This is a genomic window from Syntrophaceae bacterium (genome assembly GCA_013177825.1).
In the GTDB taxonomy this organism is placed as follows: domain Bacteria; phylum Desulfobacterota; class Syntrophia; order Syntrophales; family PHBD01; genus PHBD01.
In genome coordinates this window covers 372832-393725 of the sequence record JABLXX010000001.1, presented here as the reverse complement: position 1 = coordinate 393725, position 20894 = coordinate 372832, and the positions used below count along the sequence as shown (strand labels likewise).

At 63.0% G+C, this 20894-nt stretch carries 20 protein-coding genes; 9 read left to right on the top strand and 11 right to left on the bottom strand.

The features are described from left to right. Nucleotides 1-29 precede the first annotated feature (29 nt). Complete coding sequence (locus tag HPY65_01800) at nt 30-218, top strand: hypothetical protein (protein ID NPU83193.1); 189 nt, start codon at nt 30-32, stop codon at nt 216-218. Here the strand turns inward: HPY65_01800 and HPY65_01795 are convergent. From HPY65_01795 to HPY65_01750, 10 genes are all read right to left on the bottom strand, one after another. Continuing rightward, nucleotides 215-1222, bottom strand: a complete 1008-nt coding sequence (locus HPY65_01795) for an NUDIX hydrolase (GenBank protein NPU83192.1) — start codon at nt 1220-1222, stop codon at nt 215-217. The two genes, HPY65_01800 and HPY65_01795, sit on opposite strands and share 4 nt — an antisense overlap. Then, the gene (locus tag HPY65_01790; GenBank protein ID NPU83191.1) at nt 1219-2076 is read right to left on the bottom strand and encodes a methyltransferase domain-containing protein; all 858 of its coding nucleotides are present in this window, start codon (nt 2074-2076) and stop codon (nt 1219-1221) included. Before HPY65_01790 ends, HPY65_01795 begins: the two co-directional genes overlap by 4 nt. Continuing rightward, nucleotides 2073-3221 carry a metallophosphoesterase gene (locus tag HPY65_01785; GenBank protein ID NPU83190.1) on the bottom strand — a complete coding sequence of 383 codons (1149 nt, stop codon included), beginning with the start codon at nt 3219-3221 and terminating at the stop codon, nt 2073-2075. Before HPY65_01785 ends, HPY65_01790 begins: the two co-directional genes overlap by 4 nt. After that, nucleotides 3218-3931 carry a hypothetical protein gene (locus HPY65_01780; GenBank protein NPU83189.1) on the bottom strand — a complete coding sequence of 238 codons (714 nt, stop codon included), beginning with the start codon at nt 3929-3931 and terminating at the stop codon, nt 3218-3220. Before HPY65_01780 ends, HPY65_01785 begins: the two co-directional genes overlap by 4 nt. A gap of 15 nt (nt 3932-3946) precedes the next feature. Next, entirely contained in the window at nt 3947-4900 is a 954-nt protein-coding gene (locus HPY65_01775) for an MCE family protein (GenBank protein NPU83188.1), read from the bottom strand. 15 nt (nt 4901-4915) lie between these two features. Beyond that, nucleotides 4916-5701 carry an ATP-binding cassette domain-containing protein gene (locus tag HPY65_01770; GenBank protein ID NPU83187.1) on the bottom strand — a complete coding sequence of 262 codons (786 nt, stop codon included), beginning with the start codon at nt 5699-5701 and terminating at the stop codon, nt 4916-4918. Nucleotides 5702-5721: 20 nt separating this feature from the next. Beyond that, on the bottom strand, nt 5722-6876 hold the full coding sequence (locus HPY65_01765) for an STAS domain-containing protein (GenBank protein NPU83186.1): 1155 nt from the start codon (nt 6874-6876) through the stop codon (nt 5722-5724). 112 nt (nt 6877-6988) lie between these two features. Beyond that, on the bottom strand, nt 6989-8674 hold the full coding sequence (locus tag HPY65_01760; GenBank protein ID NPU83185.1) for a PAS domain S-box protein: 1686 nt from the start codon (nt 8672-8674) through the stop codon (nt 6989-6991). Nucleotides 8675-8804: 130 nt separating this feature from the next. Further along, nucleotides 8805-9461 carry a nicotinate-nucleotide adenylyltransferase gene (locus tag HPY65_01755; GenBank protein NPU83184.1) on the bottom strand — a complete coding sequence of 219 codons (657 nt, stop codon included), beginning with the start codon at nt 9459-9461 and terminating at the stop codon, nt 8805-8807. Next, complete coding sequence (locus HPY65_01750) at nt 9458-10714, bottom strand: glutamate-5-semialdehyde dehydrogenase (protein NPU83183.1); 1257 nt, start codon at nt 10712-10714, stop codon at nt 9458-9460. The genes HPY65_01755 and HPY65_01750 overlap by 4 nt, the downstream gene beginning before the upstream one ends. A 315-nt stretch (nt 10715-11029) precedes the next feature. Here HPY65_01750 and HPY65_01745 point away from each other — a divergent pair, with 315 nt between their 5' ends. The 8 genes from HPY65_01745 (at nt 11030) to HPY65_01710 (ending at nt 18861) form a co-directional block, all read left to right on the top strand. Next, complete coding sequence (locus tag HPY65_01745) at nt 11030-12100, top strand: hypothetical protein (GenBank protein ID NPU83182.1); 1071 nt, start codon at nt 11030-11032, stop codon at nt 12098-12100. Between the two features lie 53 nt (nt 12101-12153). Beyond that, nucleotides 12154-13092 carry a radical SAM protein gene (locus HPY65_01740; protein NPU83181.1) on the top strand — a complete coding sequence of 313 codons (939 nt, stop codon included), beginning with the start codon at nt 12154-12156 and terminating at the stop codon, nt 13090-13092. Nucleotides 13093-13153: 61 nt separating this feature from the next. Beyond that, the gene (locus tag HPY65_01735; GenBank protein NPU83180.1) at nt 13154-13384 is read left to right on the top strand and encodes a DUF2905 domain-containing protein; all 231 of its coding nucleotides are present in this window, start codon (nt 13154-13156) and stop codon (nt 13382-13384) included. A 102-nt stretch (nt 13385-13486) separates the two neighbouring features. After that, a complete protein-coding gene (locus HPY65_01730; protein NPU83179.1) occupies nt 13487-15085 on the top strand; it encodes a hypothetical protein in 1599 nt (532 codons plus the stop codon). 86 nt (nt 15086-15171) lie between these two features. Next, a complete protein-coding gene (lsrF, locus tag HPY65_01725) occupies nt 15172-15996 on the top strand; it encodes a 3-hydroxy-5-phosphonooxypentane-2,4-dione thiolase (protein ID NPU83178.1) in 825 nt (274 codons plus the stop codon). 54 nt (nt 15997-16050) lie between these two features. Further along, nucleotides 16051-17076, top strand: a complete 1026-nt coding sequence (locus tag HPY65_01720; GenBank protein ID NPU83177.1) for an alcohol dehydrogenase catalytic domain-containing protein — start codon at nt 16051-16053, stop codon at nt 17074-17076. Nucleotides 17077-17133: 57 nt separating this feature from the next. Continuing rightward, complete coding sequence (locus HPY65_01715) at nt 17134-18288, top strand: rRNA adenine dimethylase (protein NPU83176.1); 1155 nt, start codon at nt 17134-17136, stop codon at nt 18286-18288. Nucleotides 18289-18291: 3 nt separating this feature from the next. After that, entirely contained in the window at nt 18292-18861 is a 570-nt protein-coding gene (locus HPY65_01710; GenBank protein ID NPU83175.1) for a nitroreductase family protein, read from the top strand. A gap of 576 nt (nt 18862-19437) precedes the next feature. Here the strand turns inward: HPY65_01710 and HPY65_01705 are convergent. Continuing rightward, nucleotides 19438-20829, bottom strand: coding sequence for an aldolase (locus HPY65_01705; protein NPU83174.1), 1392 nt, complete (start codon nt 20827-20829; stop codon nt 19438-19440). Between the last annotated feature and the right edge of the window lie 65 nt (nt 20830-20894).

The window sequence follows — 20894 nt, the reverse complement described above, 5'->3', positions numbered from 1 at the left end:
AGAACCGCCCGAAGGGGATGCGACATCTTATGGATACACCCGATCCGGACAAACCAGTGGCTCCTCCCGAACCCGCCGCCGCCCCGGAACCGGAAGACGACTTCTGGAACTGCAAGGGCCGGTGCGGGTACACCCGCTGGTGCGCCGCCTGCATGGCGGAGCGTAAGGAAAAGGAGCTGGAAGAGGAGCGGCGACGGCACGAGAGCGGGGACTACTAGTCCTCTCCCGCCTCGTACCCTTGCGTCGCATAAAACACGGCGCGGTCGAAGAAGATCACGATCCGCCTGTCCAGCTCCAGGGCCATGTAGATATCCAGCGTCTTCTGCCACATCCCCCGCGACAGGGCGAATTCCCAGAGGTGTTTCTTTACGAGGCTGAGGGCGCTCAGGACGTGGCTGAGCGGCACGCCCTCCCCCCTGCTCTGCCGTCCCAGGGCCGAGAAGAAATCTTTCACATCGGTGTCTCCGCGGGCTCCTCCCAGCCAGGCGCTGAACCGGGACAGGATATTGAGAACGTCTCCGAAAAGCCGTTCCCGGCCGAAGAGATGATACCCCGCAGTGGACCGGCTGGTCAGGGCCTCCTTCATCCAGATGCGGGCGATCGACTCGGCGTTCTCTTCGATGACCTCGACGAGCCGGTCGGAAAGCAGGTTCCTGCGGCCCTCCACCGGCTCCTCCCCGACGGACTGGCGGAAGGAATCGACGATGGCCCAGTAGTCCGCCTTGCTCCGGACAAAGGCTCTGATGGCCTTGCGGTTCGAAGGGAAGGCGATCCGCGGCAGTTCGCCCGGATGATAGTAGCGTACCGCCGTCGTATCGCTGCCGGGCCGCAGGATGCCGCCCGTCTGCTCCACCTCGAACGTCAGGAACAGAAGATCCCCGTAAAAGCGGCTCCGATAGGAATCCACGTCGATCAGCCCCGCGATTCTCCCTTTGATCCCCGCTTCTTCCTCCAGCTCCCGGAGGACCGCTTCCTCGATGCTCTCCCCCGATTCGGCGAATCCCGTGGGAAGACACCACATTCCCCGGTAGGGACGCTTTCCCCTCCGGACAAAGAGGATCCAGCGGTCCATCGTTACAATGGCCGAGACGACGGGAAGCGGGTTCTCATAGAAAAAACGGCCGCAGGGACGGCAGAAATCCCTGTCGTTTCCCTCGTCGTCCTTCTCGCGGACGATTCCTCCCCCGCAGACATGGCAGTAATGCCTTCGCGGCTTGTTCATGCTCCGTCCTTTCGGGGCTGCGGCAGGCGGCAGCGGAAGATCCGGTCGTTCTTGGACAGGCGGATGCTCCCGGCGTTCCGGATCCACTGGTGAAGTTCCCGCTCCAGCAGGAGGATCAGATCGGGAACGGTGCGGGACGTCCCGGTCAGGAGAAAGGGACTCTTGAAACGGATGTACCGGAGAATCTGTGGGATGTCCGACGAAGGGAAAACCAGGGTGTTCCGGTAGTCCAGCGCATCGATCCGCCCGAACCAGGGGGCCAGGAGGGCCTCGCCGTTTTCAGCGGAAAACCGGGCGACGATCGCCTCCACGGGAAGCCGCCCTTCCGGGAGATCTCCCTCCCGCGCCAGGATCTCCCGAATCAGGTCCGCCAGTTCTCCCATATTGTTCCGGTCGTGGGTGATCACGACAAACAGGCCGCCCGGCCGCAGGATCCGGGCCACCTCGGGGATGACCTCGGGGAAGAAGTACAGGGCGAAGGAACACAGGACCAGATCGAAGGACGCCTCAGGGAAGCTTCGTACCACCGGGACCCCCTCCGCGAGAAACCGTCCACGGAGACCCGCCCGGCGGCAGGCATCCAGGAACGGTTCATCGTAGGCCTCCACGATGTCCACACCCACGACGACGCCGGCCGGCGAAACACGGCCTTGCAGGGTCTCGGTGAAAGGGCCGAAAGCGCACCCCAATTCGAGGATATCGCCGCATTTCGACAGGTCGAGCCCCTCCAGCGCATAGTGCCGCACGTCCCGGCTGTTTGTCGAGTGGCTGCGGATGATTCCGGCGATGGCGCGATGGCCCGGGATGTCCCCGAAAACGCTCTGGATCGCCGCCGGGTCGGGACGCTCGTTCACTGCGTTCCTCCCTGCCCGGACTGGGGCACGAGATCGATGACCGTGATTTCCGGAGGGGCCAGAAAGCGCATGGGAGGACCCCAGGTCCCGGTTCCCCGGCTCACATGGAGAAGGCCTCCGCCGGTCAGCCGGTAGTCCCCTGCGAGATGGGGAAAAACCATTCTAACAAGCAGGCTGAAGGGGAAGATCTGCCCCTTGTGAGTGTGCCCCGATAACTGCAGATCGAACAGGCCGGCCGTCTCGGACCGCACATCCGGGCGATGCCGGAGCAGGATGGTGAAAAGCCGGTTGTCGAGACCGGACAGGATTGCCCGCTCGTCGACCGCCGGTGCGAGACCGGCCTGGATTCCCGTTGCATCGTCCACGCCGGCCAGATTCAGGACCCCTCCTGCGGCCCGTCCCTCCCCCCGGAGGACCGTGAAACCGGCCCCCTCCGTAAAGGCCAGGGCCTGTTCGAGGCCCGCGTAATATTCATGGTTTCCCGTGACGGCATACTTGCCCAGGCGGGGCTTGAGATCCCGGAGCCGCTGCATGGGACCCGCCAGGCTGTCGATCTGTCCGTCCACCAGGTCACCCGTGGACACCACGAGATCCGGCCGCTCCGCCTCGACGGCCGCGACGATGCGGCCGATGCAATCCGTGTCGATGATGAATCCGACGTGGACATCCGAGATCTGGACGATCCGGACCGGAGTGGAAATCCTGGCACTGGCGAGCGTGATCCGCTCGGTCCGGAAACGGGTCGCCTCCCAGGCACTGTAGCCGGAGAGCAGAACAGCCCCTCCCAGGGCCAGCAGGGCGGCAGGGCGGGCCCCGATCCTCCAGGCCGATCCATCCGCACCCGTTGCGGCCGCTCCAATCCGTACCGCCCCGTTCCAGACATCGATGGTCAGAAACAGGCAGAAGGCAAAGAAGAGCGCCCCCATCCAGAGATAGCCGCTCCATGCCGCGAGGCATGCCGCCCTTTCCTGCCCGATCCTTTCGAGAAAGTGAACCGCGATTGGAATCAGAACCATGGCGGCCAGGAAAGCGCCGAGCACCCACTGCCCCGGCGCCGGCAGCGCGAAGGCCCGCACCAGCTTCAGGAAAATATAGACGTGGACTCCCCCGTAAACGAGGAAGTAAATGACAAGAAACAGTATCATTCGCCAGCGGGCATTTTATCCGTAGGCATCCCGGTTCCGGCACTCTTTCGGACCGCCACATAGGCATCCGAGATGATCTGCCGGGACAGGAGGGCCATGGAGCGGCTCATCGAGGCCGCCAGGCTTCCGGCGCCTCTGCCTTCCACGGGAAGGGACGCCTCGTACTTCTTCTGGTACACGACCCGGTTCTGGATGTCGCTCCTGCTCATGTCCATCAGCGTGACCCGGAGCACCAGGAGCGACCGGCGTCCCTCGGCGCCGCCGGTCTCGGAAAACTCCTCCACGGCGCCTCTGATCTCAAATCTCGCATCCACGGGATCCCGCCAGGTGAAGACGGCCTTGAAAAGTCCCGCGTTGCGAAGGTCCCGGACCAGGAAATCCGTAGCCAGGTCGGCGGGATTGACCCGCCAGCGGTGGTAGGGATCCGCGTAATAAACGTAGGGCTCCAGCCGGGAAATCATCAGAGGACTCCGAAGGGCCTCCGTGGTTGAAAAACGGTCCAGCTTGAGGACCTCCTCCAGGGGCGCCATCCCCTCGAAGGCCGGCGGGGCGTACTCGAGTGAATAGTGATCCACCAGGAGGGCCGGTTTCGCTCCGGTGCAGCCCGCCACGAGCCCCGCCGCGAGCAGGACCGCCAGGGCGACCGTCCATTTTCCGCGAACCTTTCCCGGCTTCCCGGCACCCGGCCTCATCTTGATCCTGTTCATCATCTTCCGATCCCTCCCTCACCGGTATCGCCGGGGCGGAGGCGGCTCCCCGAAGAGCAGCTCCGACGGATTGGCTTCCAGCCTTTGGAGCAGAGCATCGAGGTTTTCCGAGGCCTGACGGATGTTTTCTCCGGCCAGGGTCAGGTCCGTCGTGATCTGCCGGGTCTTGCGGTCCAGGTCTGTCACCATGCCCTCGGTCCGCCGGGCCGTTTCCGCAAGTTTCATCGCCTTGAGCTCTCCCCGCACGTCTTCAATCATGCCGCGCGCCTCCACAATGGCGTCCTTGGTCTCCTGAAACAACGTTTTCGCGTCATCCAGAACCCCCTCCAGGTGACCCTCGGCAACGAGCTGGTCCACCTTGTCCAGCGTGTGATTCATGTGCGCCGACGTGGATTCCAGGTTCTCGAGAATGCGGTGGGTCGTGGATCCGCTGAAGAATTCGCTGATGGACCGCTCCACTCTCTTCAGCTCGTTCGAGATGCCCGCCAGGTCGATCTCCTTGACTTTGGCGATGGTCATCTCCAGGCCGGACATGATCAGTTTCTGCGCCGAGGCCTGGGAAGGGATGAGGGGATAGGGAGGCGTGAAGTTGATCCGCGGCGTATCGACCCGTTCACCCTCGGGCACCCGATCGAGATCCACGAAAACAATGCCCGTAAGCCCCGCGGATTTAAGCTGGGCCACGGTGTCCTTTGCGTCCGCGGGCTTCAGGTCCACCTTCATGACCACTTCGATGAGGCGCCGGTCGGGGGCCACGTTGATGTCGTCGATCCGCCCGACATCGACGCCGCGGTACTTCACCATGGAGTCCGGCGAAAGCCCCTGGACCGACTCGTCGAAATACGTCACGTAAAGATCCCCCTTCTGGAGGATCTTGGACGCCCCGATCCAGATGACCGTGGCGACGCCGATGGACACGCCCAGGGTGATGAACAGACCGATCAGGAACTTGGGAGTCTTGCTTCTGGCCATGAATGGATTGCCTCCCTATGAAGAACCGCTCAGGCGATTGAAGAAATTGTAAACCCGCGGGTCGGATCTATCCTTCTGCAGATCCCGGGGGCGCCCCTCCGCGATGATTCCGCGGGTGGCCTTGTCGAGCATGATTGCCCGGGACGCGATGTTGAAGATCGATTCCAACTCGTGGGTGACGACCACCATGGTCGTTCCCATGCCTTCGTTGATGCTTTTGACCATCATGTCCAGTTCCACCGCCGTGACGGGATCCAGGCCGGCTGACATCTCGTCGAAAAACAGGATCGTCGGGTCCAGCGCCATGGCCCGGGCCAGGCCCGCCCGCTTTCTCATGCCCCCCGACAGCTCCGCCGGCAGATAGTCTTCGTAACCCGACAGATTCACCATGGAGAGCTTCATCCGCACGACCTCGTCGATGAGTGACGGCGGCAGTTCCGTATGCTCCTGGAGCGGCAGGGCGACGTTCTCCGCCAGGGTCATGGAGCCGATGAGGGCGCTCGACTGGAAGAGAACGCCGATCTGCCGCTTGAATTCCTTCATGGTACGCTCGTCGGCTCGGGCAATGTCTACGCCGTTGACCCGGACCCGGCCGGCCGCGGGTTGATAAAGTCCGATGAGGTATTTCAGCAGGGTCGATTTCCCGCAGCCGCTCCCCCCGACGATGACGAAGATCTCTCCGGCCTGCACCCGGAAACGGATGTTCTCCAGGACGACGTGATCCCCGTAGGCGGCCTTCAGGTCCTCGACCTCGATGACGGGTTCGGTCCCGTTCACGGGTACCGTGGATGGATCGTTCATGTCAACCGTCTCCACATCCCCTACGGATTGATGTAGTGAAGCATGATCGCGAAGGCCGAATCCGCCACGATAATCAGGAAAATGGCCGACACGACGGCGGACGTCGCCGCCGCTCCGACCGCCTCCGCCCCTCCCCGGACCTGAAAGCCCCGGTAGCAGACGATGCCCGAAATCAGGAGTGCAAAACACATGGCTTTGAACATGCTGGCGTTCATGTCGAAGATCCGGATGCTCTTGAGCGTCTGGGTCATGTAGGCGTTGACCGTGATGTCGAGTCCCGTCACGCCGACGATCATCCCGCCCAGCACCCCCAGCAGGTCCGCATAGAGGGTCAGAACGGGAACGACCACGAGGGCGGCGATCACCTTCGGGATCACCAGGAACTTGATCGGATCGAATCCCATGGTCGTCAGGGCATCCACTTCCTCGTTGACCATCATGGTGCCGATTTCCGCCGCGAAGGCCGAACCGGAGCGGCCGGCCACGAGAATGGCCGTCATGATCGGCCCCAGCTCGCGCACGATGGCAATCGACACCAGGGATGCCACGTAAATGTTGGCACCGAACTGGCGCAGCTGAAGGGACGCCATGAAGGCCATGATCAGGCCGAGAAGCAGGCTGATGAGCCCGACCACGGGCAGGCCCTCCACGCCGGCCCGTCTCATGAAGAACAGGACGGCGTTCCAGCGCACCGTGCGGGGATGGAGCAGGGAGTGGATCAGGGCCAGGACGACCTCCCCGACAAACGTCATGAGAGCCGCGAAACCCAAAAGCAGGGACTCGGCCGTCTCCGCAACCTTCGGAAAGAACCCCTCCGGCCTTTCCACTTTCGCCGCCACGGCAGGGGCGGACTTGCCCTCCACGAGGGACAGGATCCGCCGGGCGTCCTCCCCCAAACCGGAAAGCTCCAGTGGAGCGGAGCGGGCCGCGGCGAGCGTCCGGAGCCTTCCGATGAAGAGGGCTCCGGCACTGTCCATATAACCGACTTTGGATAGGTCCACCCGAATGGACGACGGCCGGTGGGTCTCCAGAAACGTCTCCGCACCCGCGAGAAGCGGCTCCAGGTTTTCCAGCGCGAGCCGCCCCGACAGGAAAAGGGTGCAGGCCTCCCCGGGTGTCCCTTCCACGGCAATGGCATAGCTCCGGGGCTTGTCCGGAATCCGTTTCTTGAACATGCGGCCGGAATTCCTCCAATCGGACACCTGCGGAACAGAGCGGGAAGCGGCCCCGGGCGGCAGGCATTCCCGATGATGCGCGGGAAACCGGTCCGTCCGGGACCGTTCCCCGTCACGCCAAGCTGGCGAGATGGGTGCGCAGGTTGGCCTTCTTCTTGTTCAGGCCCAGCTTTGCCCGGATATGGTTCCGATGAAGGTCGATGGCGCTCCGGGAGACACTCATGATTCTGGCGATTTCCTTGGTTGTTTTTCCGCTGCGGATATAATTCGCCACCTGGATTTCCTTCGGGGTAAAATTCAGGTATTGAGAGGTCAGGGTCCGGAGGAAGGGCGACATGATGTCTTCCAGGTTCGTCTCGATGATGTCCACATACGCCTTTTGCGGCCCGTCCAGGGACGTGATCTGCAGCTTCTTTACATAGGGAAGCACCAGTTCCCGGACGTTGGCGAGCACCTTCGATTCCACCTCTCCCTGGCTTTCCTGTTTGTGCTTCAGGAGGACCCGCAGGGCCTCGTTGACCTCTTCCAGGCGCATGGTCGTGTCCTGCAGTGCTTTCTCCCTCTCCAGGAGCGCGTTGACCGCCTGCTTTCGCTCGGTAATGTCCAGAATGGAGCAGACGACGAGCCGGGTTTCGGGAATGGCGGAAATGACGAGAAAAACGTCCCGCATCCTGCCTGTCCTGTCCTTCAGGGCGAATTCCGTGTGAAAGGGCCCTTTGGCCGGATCCGCCAGAAGCTCGCGCTGGAGATCGATCAGGCGCTCCAGGTCGGCGCTCTCGATCAGGTCGTCGCCCCGGATCTTCCCGACGACATCTTCCCGCTTGATGCCCGCGACCCTCTCGAATTCACCATTCAGCAGGATGATGTTTCGGTCCTCGTCGGCAATCATCATGACGGTTCCCGTGTTTTCAAAGATCGTGCGGTACAGGTTCTCCGACTGGCGAAGGTTGTCCTCCACTTTTTTCCGGTCCGTAATGTCCAGAAGCTTGACGACGGAGCGCTGCTTCCCTCCCGAATCTTTCAGGACGGAGATCTTCGCCTCCACGATGATCTGCCGGCCGTCCTTGCAGACGAGCCTTGCCTCGTACTGGTTGACCACGTTCTCTCCGCGCCGGCGCCTGGAATAGCGTTCCATGGCGAGGGCGCGGTCTTCCGGTACGATAAAATCAATGAATTCCTTTCCGAGGTTCTCCTCCCGGCTGTAGCCCGTCATGCGGGACAGTTCGTCGTTCCCGTAAACAATCCGGGCGTTCTCGTCGATGACACAGATCCCGTCATGGGTGTGCTCCACGATGGAGCGATAGCGCTCCTCGCTCTCCCGGAGCTGGATCTCCGCCTTCTTCTGGTGGGAGATGTCGACGCCCACACCACGGAGCCCGGTGATTCCCCCGGCCGAAACGATAGGGGAAGCAAAAAGGGTAACGGGAAAGGAGGTCCCGTCTTTTCTGACGAGGGCCGTCTCGGTGCCCTTGGCCTTGGATTTTCCCTTGAGCACCAGGTCGATTTCCCGTTTCATTCGCTCCCGGTCTTCGGGGATCACGGCATCCCAGGCGGTCAGCCCCTTGCTGAAATCTTCCTGATCATAGCCGAGGAACGTGGTGATATGGCGATTGAAGAAGGTGAACCGGCCCTTCTTGTCCAGCTCGAAGACGATCTGCGGCAGGCACTCCGCCAGCTCCCGGTAGCGTGTTTCCCAGGCCTGGACGGCCTGGCCGTCCCGCTCGAGATTCTGCACTTTCTTCCGCAGCGCCGTCACTTCCTGCAGCAGTTCTTCCCTGGTCTTCTTCGCGCTTTCCATAGCTCCTCCCATACCGCCATTCGAGACGTTCCCTCCGGGAAGCCGGATTGACGGCCTATCGCCGGCATGACGGATTTGTTGATGACGTAACGACCCGAAAGAAAAGGGTATCCGGTTCGTGCTTCCCCGGTTATCGTGTCCTGGATTTGTACAGCTCGTTCTTGACGATGTAGCGGCGCACGCCGTCGGGGACGAGGTAGGCGACGGATTTCGAAGATTTTGCCCGCTGACGGATATTGCTGGATGCGATATCGAGGAAGGTTACCTCCCGGAAGTAGATCAAGTGCCCCGTCGGCCCCCGGTAGCCGTCCAGAGCCTCTTCATAGGCAAACCGGGATGCGAAATCATCCGGAAGGATCCCGGCCAGGCCACGGTTTTCATAGCCGGGCCGCGTCATGACGACCATGTGGCACAGGAGGAGGAGCTTGTCCCACTCCCGCCACGTCTGAATGGCGTGAAACGCGTCCTGGCCGAGAATGAAGTAAAGTTCCAGGTCCTTGAGGTAGCGGTTCAGGAAATATTCAATGGTTTCTACTGAATAGGATTTCCCTTCCCGCTTGTTTTCGATGTCGGAGAAGGAAAAGGAAGGATTGTCCTCGATGGCGAGCTTGACCATCTGCTCCCGGTGAAAGAAGGACGTGATCTCCGCCTCCAGCTTGTGCGGAGGACGGGAAGCAGGAACAAAAATGATCCTGTTCAGATCGAACATCTCCAGGATCTCTTCTGCGCAGCGCAGATGGCCCATGTGAATCGGATCGAAGGTACCTCCCAACAGTCCCCACTTCATGTCCTCACCTGTCCGTCTCCATAGATGATGAATTTCGTCGTCGTCAGCTCCTCAAGCCCCATGGGCCCGAAGGCGTGCAGTTTCGTCGTGCTGATGCCGATCTCGGCCCCGAGACCCAGCTCGAACCCGTCGCTGAAGCGGGTCGAGGCATTCACCAGTACCGTCGAGGAGGAAACCTCCCGGAGAAAGCGCTGGGCGTTGGCGTAATCCTTCGTCAGGATCGCCTCCGTGTGCAGGGAGCCGTATCGCTCGATGTGGGCCATCGCCTCGTCGATCCCGTCCACGACACGCACGGCCAGGATCAGGTCCAGGTACTCGGTGTGCCAGTCATCTTCGCTTGCCTCTCCGACCATGGGAAGGATCTTCCGGGTGCGGGGACACCCGCGGAGAGACACGCCGGCATCCTGCAAGGCCCGCGCCGCCTCGGGAAGAAACACCTCGGCGATTGCCTCATGGACCAGGAGGGTTTCCATGGCATTGCAGACTCCCGGCCTCTGGGTCTTGGCGTTCATGCAGATCCGGACCGCCGCGTCGATATCCGCGCCGGCGTCGACGAAGATGTGGCAGACACCCTTGTAGTGCTTGATGACGGGGATCTTCGAGTCCCGAACGACCGCCCGGATCAGGTCCTCTCCTCCCCGGGGGATGATCAGATCGATATACTCCTCGAGCTGAAGCATCTCATAGACCGCCTGGCGGTCCGTGACGCCGACGACCTGAACCGCCGCCGGCGGCAGACCCGACGTTTCCAGCACTTCCTGAAGGACACGGGCGATGGCCAGGTTGGAGCCGATGGCCTCCGACCCTCCCCGCAGGATCACCGCGTTGCCCGATTTCAGGCACAGGGCCGCCGCATCGACGGTCACGTTGGGGCGCGCCTCGTAGATGATGCCGATGACGCCCAAGGGAATCCGCATCCGCCCGACCAGCAGGCCGTTGGGACGCCGCCACATGCCGGTGATGCGGCCCACCGGATCCGGCAGCGCCGCCACTTCCTCCAGCCCTTGGGCCATCCCCCGGATGGTCGCCGGGGTCAGGGTCAGACGGTCGATCATGGCCTTGGACAAACCCCGCTCCCGGGCCTTTGCAACATCTCCGGCATTGGCCTCCAGCAGGAGCGCCTCGTGCTCCCGCAAGGCCTCTGCCATGGCCAGAAGCGCGCGGTCCTTGCGATCCGCCGGGACCCGTCCGAGGGCAGAAGCTGCCTCCCGCGCCTTCATCGCCGTTTCGAGAATACTTTGCCTTATATCCAACCCCGCGCTCCCGAAGAGAATTTCCAGGAAGGGTTCCCTTTCCGCCTCAATGCCGGTCAGGGAAATGTTGACAAGACCTCAGGAGATTTTGTATGAACCGACTGCCAGCCCAACCATCTCCATATCTGCCGGATGGGCCCGAAGGGGCCAAACGGCAGGATCAACTTACAAAACGTACCGGACCGTGTCAAGAACGATATCATTATATCAGGAAATATCTATGAACAGGTCCGGAACCCGGAGCGGGCAAACCGGCATGAGCCGGCCGGCCGATAAGGCACCGGAACCGTACATGCCCACCCTGCAGGCATCCCCATGAGTTCTCTCCAGATCCGTGCCGGCCGTTCCGCCATTGCCCTGATCCGGGACGGCGGGTTTTCCCTGGATGCCGTCCGGTCCTACTACGGCCCCGCCTCGGGTCCGCGCTGGCTCATCGTATCGGGATTTGACCGGACGCTTTTCTCCTCGGGACTCCTGGGAAACAGCAAGCCGGTCCTTCTGGCGGGATCATCCGCCGGGGCCTGGCGCTTCGCGGCCTGGCTTCAGCCCGAGCCGGAGAAAAGCTACAGCACCCTCATGGAGTCCTACATCACGGCACCCTACAGCCGGAAGGACTCGCCGCAGCAGATCCTCAAAACCCTGGGCGGCATCGTCAACACCTACCTGGAGCGGGACGCCGTCCCCTTCGCCCTGGCCAGCAAGAAATACCGCATCGCCATCGCCACGATGCGGTGCCGTCCGCTGACCGCATCGGAGCGGCCCTGGGTCCAGCAGACCGGCTTCATGTTCAGCTACCTTATGAACATGGCCAGTCCGGCAACCCTGCACGCCTTCGGCGAACGGGTCATCTTTTATAACGGACCCAAGCCTCCCTCCTTCTGCCTGCGAAGCGATTTCAAGGGATCCTACATCCGGTTGAGCGCCACAAACTTCCGGGCTGCCATCCTCGCCTCCGGCGCCATCCCCGTCGTTGTCGCCGGCGTTCGGGACATCTACGGGGCGCCCACGGGGGTCTACCGGGACGGAGGCTTCTTCGACTACCACCTGACCCACCGCTATACCGAGCGGGACGACGAAGTGACCCTGTTCTTCAATCACCAGGAGCGCATCATCCCGGGCTGGATGGACAAGAAGCGCCTGAAACGAAAACCTTCCGAGGAAATCCTCGACAACGTTCTGATGGTTTATCCATCCGAGACGTTCGTCCAGGGGCTTCCGAACGGCAAGGTGCCCGACCGGGACGACATCACCGCCCTGATCGACGATCCCGAGACCCGCATCCGCAACTGGTGGCAGGCCGTGAAGCAGTCCGCTCACTTCGGGGAGGAATTCCTGGAGCTCGTCGAGAGCGGACGGATCCGCCACGTGGTCGAGCCGATCACCTGACGGCGGCCGTTCTTCCCGGATACTCCCGACAAACCCGATCCCGTCCGCCTTCCATGGAAAAACGACTCCGGCAGCTGAAGGAAATCCTGAAACGATGCACCCTCTGCCCCCGGCACTGCGCCGTCGACCGCACAGGTGGAGGACGGGGGTTCTGCGGACTGGCGGACCGTCCCGTCGTCGCCCGATCTCTGCCCCACCACGGCGAGGAACCGCCCATTTCGGGACGGAGGGGCGCCGGGACGATCTTCCTGTCCTCCTGCAACCTGCGCTGCGCGTTCTGCCAGAACCATCAGATCAGCCACGGAACGGAGGGACGGGAGGAGACGGCCGCGGAGCTGGCCCGAACCATGATCCGCCTTCAGGAGGCGGGGTGCCACAACATCGAGCCGGTGACGCCGACGCCGCACGCGGCGGGCCTCCTGGAGGCCTGGATGATCGCCCGCCGGGACGGGCTGTCGGTTCCGCTGGTTTATAACTGCGGGGGATACGAGGCCCCGGAGGTCCTCCGGCTCCTCGAAGGGATGGTGGACGTGTACCTGCCCGACTTCAAGTTCGGCGATCCCGCCCTGGGCCTGAATTACACCGGTGTTCCCGATTACCCGGAAACGGCCGTCCGGGCTATCGGAGAGATGATCCGCCAGGTCGGAGACACCCTGGAGACGGACGGCTCCCTGGCGCGGAGGGGACTGATCGTCCGGCACCTGGTCCTCCCCGGGAATCCCGGCAACAGCAGGACGGTCCTCGATCTCATCCGGAATCGTCTCGGCCCGGCCGTCCCTCTCAGCCTGATGGCCCAGTACACCCCCGTGGCGCCTGTCCGGGAGAATCCGGACCTGAACCGACGGATGACGGAGAAGGAATACAAAGCCGTGGTGGATTACGCCCTTGACCTGGGTTTTGAAGAAATCTATGTTCAGGCCGTTGACGAGCGGGAGATCGTCCCGGATTTCCGGCGGGACGAACCGTTCCGCTGGACGGCGGACGGCGGCTGAAGGGCCGGAATCGGCCGGCCGGCTATGCACAGCCCGGGAACCATCGCAACGGGAGCGGGGAATGGCGGTTTTTTCAGGCATCGGGAAAATGCTCATCGTCTTCGGCCTGATCCTCGCGGGAATCGGTCTCCTCTTTGTGCTGGGGGGAAAGGGATTCCTCTCCTGGGTTGGGCGCCTGCCCGGAGACTTCACCTGGCGGGGCCGGAACGTACACATTTACTTTCCCCTGGCAACCAGCCTCCTGGTCAGCCTGGTCCTGAGCCTTCTCTGGTTCTTCCTGAACCGGAAGTAATGAAAAAGAATTTGCAATTCCACCGCGTTTGTACTACCAAAACGGCCCTTCCCGACCCTCAGTCCATGACGGGAAAATCCGCCTGACCGGAGCAGGACAACCATGCTGGAACTGATGAGAAAACATGCCAGGAACTGGATCATGAAGGTCCTCCTGGGAATCATCATCATCGTCTTCATTTTCTACTTCGGCTCCCTCGGCGGCCTCCAGCAGACGGAAACCGTCGCCACGGTGGACGGCAAGAACCTCACCTATGCCGACTACCAGCGGGAATACAACAATCTGGTGGATGCATACCGCCAGCGGCTCGGCGACAAGGTGACCGAGGAGCTGCTCAAGGGAGGCCGGCTGAAGGAAATGGCCCTGGACAACCTCGTCTACCAGACGATTCTCCTGAAGCAGGCGGCGGAGATGAACATCCAGGTGTCCGAAGACGAGATGCGGAACTTCATCGTGTCCGTTCCCGCCTTCCAGCGGAACGGCGTCTTCGACGACCGTCTCTACAAGCAGGCCCTCCGGTACAACAAGATCACGGCGGAGGAGTTCGAGGGCATTCAGAAGCGGGCCATGACCATCGCCAAGATGGAAGACCTCGTCCAGGGATCGGTCAAGGTCTCGGACCGCGAGGTCTCGGATCTCTATCGCCTCCAGAACGAAAAGATGAACCTGGCCTTCGTCGAGATCTCGCCCCGTGACTTCGTGGGCCGCATTTCACCCTCGGAGAAGGACCTGGAGGGTTATCTGAAGGAGCACGGAGACCGCTTCCGCGTAGCCGAGCGGATCAGGCTGAAGGTGCTGGCCTTCCCCGGGAAGGACTATGCGGACGCAGTGAAGCCTTCCGACGAGGACGTCCGCGACTATTACGACCGGCATAAATCCGAGTTTCGCAAGGACGGTCGGGAGCAGCCCCTGGCGCAGGTAAGGGACCGGATCGTCGGGGAGCTGAAGCGCGTCGAGGGGATGTATGCCGCCTCGGACCGGGCCAAAAAGGCCCACGACGCGATCTACCAGGATGAAAAGTTCGACGGTTACGCCGCCCAGAACGGCCTGACCGTCCAGACGACGGGTTTCTTTTCCGTCTCCGATCCGCCGGCGGAGTTTCGCGGGGTCAAGGATTTCGAAAAAAATGTCTTCTCCCTGAAGCCCAACGAGGTTAGTCCCGTCCTCTCGAACGACCGGGGATATTTCCTCGTCCAGGTGGCGGAGCGCAAACCCGCTTACGTCCCTCCGCTCAAGGAAGTTGAAAAGGAAGTCCGGGCCGGATTTCTCCAGGAGGAGGCCCGCCGGCAGGCTGCCAAGGAAGCGGAGACTCTGGCAGGCCGGCTCAAGGCCGGAGCGACCCTCGAACAGGCAGCCCGGGAGAAGGGTTTGAAGATCGAGGAGACGGGCTTCTTCGCCCCTGCCCGGGCGATCCCGAAAATCGGAGAATCCAGGGAACTGACGGATGCCCTCTGGGCGCTTTCCGCCAAGAAGCCCTACCTGGAGCAGGCCTTCCAGGTGAACGACCGGCTCATCCTGGTGGCGCTCAAGGGCAGGAGCCCCCTTGATATGACCGAGTTCGCCTCCCGGAAGGAGGCTCTCCGGAACGCCCTCCTGCAGATGAAACGTCAAACCATCATCCGAACCTGGATCGAGGGAATCAAGACGGCCATGGAGAAGGACGGCCGGCTGAAAATCAAGAAGGACATGAAGGAACTGTAGCCGGGGCAGGCGGGATGAAAATCCTCCGCCGCTTTTCACGATACCGCCGGCCTCTTCCGGCAAAGAAACGAAAGGGAGGAACACCTATGGACTGGGGCATGAAAAACCGCCTCTCCCGACTGATCCAGCCGGATGGACGATGCTTCTTTCTGCCCATCGATCACGGCTATTTCCAGGGACCCACGTCCTGCCTGGAGAAGCCCGGTGAAACCATCGCGCCGCTCCTGCCGTACTGCGACGCCCTGTTCGTCACCCGTGGAGTCCTTCGGGCCGCCGTGGATCCGTCCATCACGACCCCCATCATTCTCCGGGTCTCCGGGGGTACCAGTGTCATCGGCGCCGACCTGGCCAACGAGTCCATCACCACTTCGATGGAGGAGATCCTCCGCCTGAACGTGGCCGCCGTGGGCGTTTCCATCTTCGTGGGGAGCGAATACGAGCGGGAGTCCCTCCTGAACCTTTCGGAAATGGTCAATCTCTGCGAGGACTACGGGATACCCGTCATGGCCGTCACCGCCGTGGGCAAGGAGCTGGAGAAACGGGACGCCCGTTACCTGGCCCTGGCCTCCCGCATCGCCGCCGAATTGGGCGCCCGGGTGGTCAAAACCTACTGGTGCGAGGACTTCGACCGGGTGACGGGAGGATGCCCCGTCCCGGTGGTCATGGCCGGCGGCCCGAAGTGCGAGACCGAGCTGGAGGTGCTGGAATTCGTCCATGACGGCATCCGGAAGGGCGCCATCGGCCTCAACCTGGGGCGGAACGTCTGGCAGCATCCCCATCCGGTGGCCATGATGCGGTCGCTCCGGGCCATTATCCACGATAACGTCACGCCCCGGGAGGCCCATGGGCTCTACCGGGAACTGGTCTCCGGCGGCCGGAAAGCGGCCGGAACGAAAGCGCGGAAGAAGTGATCCTCCTGAACGGGCGGGAAGCCCGTCTCCCGTAAACCTTCCCGGGACCCGGCCATGCGCGTCGCCGTCTACTACAGAAACCGGGACGTCCGGATCGAAGAACGGCCGGTGCCGGCCGTCGGACCCGGCGAGATCCTCGTCAAGGTCATGGCGAGCGGCATCTGTGGAAGCGATGTCATGGAGTGGTACCGCCTCCGCAAGGCGCCCCTCGTCCTGGGTCACGAAATCGCCGGGACCATCGAGGAAACCGGCCCCGGCGTAACGGGCTGGAAACGGGGCGACCGCGTCTTCGTTTCCCACCACATCCCCTGCAACACCTGCCGCTTGTGCCTCCGGGGCTTTCACACGGCCTGCGAGACCCTCCACACCACGAACTACGACCCGGGCGGCTTCGCCGAGTATCTCCGGGTGCCCCGCCTGAACGTGGACCGGGGCGTTTTTCTCCTGCCGGAAGAGATGAGCTTCGCCGCCGGCGTCATGATCGAGCCGCTGGCGTGCGTCATCCGGGGCCAGCGCCTCGCCGGCCTTCAGCCCGGCCAGTCGGTCCTGGTCCTGGGCAGCGGCATCTCGGGAATCCTCCACATCATGCTGGCCCGGGCCCTTGGGGCGGGCCGGATCCTGGCGACGGACGTTCACGATTACCGGTGCGAGGCGGCGCTCCGATTCGGCGCCGAGGCCGTCATGGACGCCCGGGAAGACCTCCCGGACTGGGTCCGCCGGCTCAACGACGGCTGCCTGGCCGACACGGTCATTGTCTGCGCCGGCGCGCCCTCCGCCTTCGAGCAGGCGCTCCGGTGCGTGGACCGGGGAGGTGTCGTTCTCTGCTTCGCCACCACGGAGCCGGATTATCTGCTTCCCGTGCCCCTCAACGACTTCTGGCGGAACGAGATCCGGATTCTGCCCTCCTACGGAAACAGCCCCCTGGACGCCCGGATCGCCATCGACCTCATCCGCCTGGGACGCGTACCCGTCGAGGAGATGATCACCCACCGGCTCCCGCTCCGGGACATCCAGGAGGGGTTCCGGCTCGTCGCCGAAGGCGGCCCGTCCCTGAAAGTCGTCATCGAACCCCATCGCTGAAGGCACCTCTCCGCCAAGGGATGCATCGCCCCCGGCCGGCATGCCGAGGAATACCGAATGTTCTCGAACGATTTGAGCAAGTTCGTAAAATCAGGCCTTGCGGAACCGGGGGCTTCCCTCCTGGGACTCCGGGGGGACGAGTGGCAATGGAGCGGTCCCCATGCCCTGATTCCGAGGCTGGAGAAAGTCCTCGACGCACTGGGCCGCCGGGCGGCCCTCTACTGCGAGCCGTCGGAGCCGTATCGCTCGATCCTGGCCCGTCTGGCCGAAACGGAGGCGGGGGTGGTGAAACCGGGAGATTTCGAGACGCGGATCTTCCTGACGGACCTTCCCGTCGCCCGGGACCCCGACGTGCAATCCCTGGGAACGGCCCTGCAGAGCCGCCGCTGTATCCTTTTGCGGGGCGGGGCGGTCCTGGCAACAGCCAGGTCTTCACCGGAAGGGGCCTTTCTTGGATTCAGCGCCGCCTGTTTCGCCGGCTTCGTGACGTACTTCTCCACCCTGCTCACCCGGATGCGGGACGGGTCCCTGGACGGGGACGACCACCGCCGTCTCGGGGAAATATCGAAACTCCTGGCACCACCGCCGTCCTTGTCGGAGCCGCTCCGCCGGGGACCTTTCACGACGGAGGCGGATATCATGGAAGCCCTGGCGGAAGCGGGGGCGGCGACGGTGCGCATGGGACTCGTGGACGCGAACTTCGGCAACATATCGTACCGCCTCGGCGACCGGCTCTACATCAGCCGCCGGGGAGCCCCCCTGGACGAGCTGGCTGGAAAGATCGCGTCGGTGGCCGCCGGCACCCCCTCGGGGGAAGACGCCGGCGCCTCCACGGAACTGCCCTCCCACCGGCGCATCGTGAGTGAAACGCGCTACCGGGCGGTGCTCCACGGCCATCCGAAGTTCGCCGTCATCCTCTCCCTGGACTGTCCCCGGCGCGATTGCCGGGAGCGGGGAGACTGCCACCGCCGCTGTCCCCATCCCTGGTCCATCGGAGGGGTTCCTGTCGTGACCGGCGACGCCGGCGGAGGGGAATGGGGGCTGGAGCGGACGGTTCCCCCCGCCGTGTCGGCTTCCGGGGCCGCCCTTGTTTACGGCCACGGCCTGTTCACCGCCGGAGAGACGGATTTCAACGGCCCCGTCGGGCGTCTCCTGGAGATCGAAAACGCCTGCCGGGACCGGTATTTTTCAATTCTGGAAGGAGGAGGCTAGACCATGTTCAAGGATCTTGTATCGAGAAACAGGAGTTACCGGAGATTCGACGAATCCCATGCCATCAGCAGGGATACGCTCCTGGAACTGGTGGACCTGGCCCGCCAGACGGCCTCGGCGGCCAACAAGCAGCCCCTCCGCTACATCCTGTCCTCGGACGCGCCGCGCAACGCCGTCGTCTTCAGCCATCTCGCCTGGGCGGGCTACCTGCCGGACTGGCCGGGACCGGAGGCGGGGGAACGCCCCACGGGCTACGTCATCATGCTGGGAGACAAGGAAACGGCCCCGGAAGTGGCCTACGACCACGGCATCGCCGCCCAGACCATCCTCCTGGGAGCCGTGGAAAAGGGACTGGGGGGCTGCATGATCGCTTCGGTGAGCCGGGCCGGCCTGCGGAAGGCCCTGGCCATCCCGGAACGCTACGAGATCCTTCTCGTCATCGCCCTGGGCAAGCCCGTGGAGACCGTCGTCATGGATCCCATCGGACCGGACGGGGACGTGAAGTACTGGCGCGACGGAAACCGCGTTCACCACGTCCCCAAGCGCCGCCTGGAGGACATCGTCCTGGGCTGAACCCGGGGGATGTGCGGCACCCCGGCATACAAAGCAGAGGGGGGAGCGGATTTCGAATCCGCTCCCCCTTTATTTTTTCCTTTTTTTTACAGAAATCTGGCGCGGATGGGAGGCTGGCATGTGGGAGAAGGGCTTCCCTCGCGCTCAGAAGCGTTTTTTCGACCCTGCAACGTCTCGCTCCGCTGCAAAGTCATAACTCGCACCGGACGGTGCTCAGACAGATGACTTTGCGGGCGCTTCGCTGCGACGGCAGGGTACCCCGAAAAAGCCGCTATTCGCGCTCCGGGAAGCCCACCCTCCCCGACCGACGTTCGCGGGGGCGCGACCGGGGGTTTCCAGAGGAGCAATTAGGACTTTTTTCCCATCCCTCCAGCCTGACGGACCGTCGACGACGGATCGCGGGAAAAAACGTCCGCGACGGCGGAAGCCCCCGTGGCAGCCCCCGCGCCGATGCGATGAATGCAAAGGGAAAGGGGGCCCGGCTTGGCAGGAAAGGGAAAGAAAGGAGGAGGAGGAGGAGCGGATTCGAAATCCGCTCCCCCTTTCATGCTGTTGTTCACAGTCGGCCGGCTAGCCTCAGAGTCCGGCCGGTTTCTTCATGGCGGCATCCACGGGCCGGATGTAGCGGGCCACGAAGTGCTCCGTGTCGTGCATATTCAGCTTGCCGAAGAAAAAGGCGAACTGGTTCTCCAACTCCCGGCCAAGCGCCGACAGGGTCTCATCCGGCAGCCCCCACAGCTCCCGCTTGAAAGGACCGAATCCTTTCTTGCGGGTCTTGTAGAGGAACTGCTCCTCCGTATCGCTGGCTTTCCGCTCCCCCGCCATTTCCGCTTTCAGGTATCCGTAGATCTTCTCCTTGAGCGGAACCGGGAAGGCCGCACTGTCGTAGACGATGTTCTGGAATCCCGTGGCAAGGTGGATCTCCGCCGTTCCCGTGGCAGGGAAGCGGTCAAAGGCCTCGTTGGGAAGGGTCGAGGCGCCGTGCTGCACGGCCCCGGAAAGGCCCCAGCGGGCCCGAGCTTCTTCGGACAGCCGCGCCAGGGTCTCGAAATCCAGCTTCACCTGGGCCACCGTTCCATCGGGAAGGGGCACGCCGCCGTGGGTCGTTCCCGTCTGGACGCTCATCTTGCTGATCCCCTTGAGGTCCTCCCCCTGTTTTTTCAGAATCTCCAGGAAACCCTCCATGTAGGCGTTCAGTTCCTCCACCGTGCTGTTCTTACCGCCGACCTCGCCGATCTCGCCTCCCACGGAGATGGTGATCCCCGCCGGCTCCAGGTCGCGGATCATGGTCGTGAGCTCCGCAGCAAGGCTGTAATTGAGGTACTGCTGCTCCCGGACGGTCGTCTTGGACAGGTCCACCAGCGTGGAGGTGTCGATATCGATGTTGTAGAAACCTCCTTCGATGGCCTCCCAGATCAGATCTTTCACGGCCCGAACTTCCTTATCGGGATCCTTGGCATATCGGCCCGCGTTCACCTGAAAATGGTCGCCCTGGAGAAAGAGGGGGCCTTTCCATCCCGTCCTGATGGCCGCTGCAACGACGGCCGCCGTGTACTCGGCGGGGCGCTGTTTCGTGTAGTCGATTTCGGAACGGGCGATCTCGAAGATGACGAACCCCGTCTTTCCCTTGGCGGCGGCCCGGAGGATGGCCTGGGCGGTGTGGAAGGTGAGGGTGCGGATGTTGATGGCCGGCACGGTGAAACCGGAGACCTCTCTCCTTCCCATGGCCTCGTACAGCGGCTGGATGGAGGAGGAATGGATCCCGAGGGCCCAGCCGGCGCGACGGATCAGCCAGCGGCAGGCCTCCCGGACACCCTCGTCGCCGCTGAAGACGGCGGAATAAACCAGGTCGTCCACGAGGCGGTTCCTCAGGTTCTGCTCATCGAGAACCCGGACGTCATCCTCGATGGAGAGGATCCCCTTCAAGGCGGCGCGCAACGAGTCCATCTGTTCAAAAATCACGGGCATGAAACATCTCCTTTCTGAGAAGCGGCTGCACGATATGGGGGATGATCCGCCGCTTCCGGATTTTC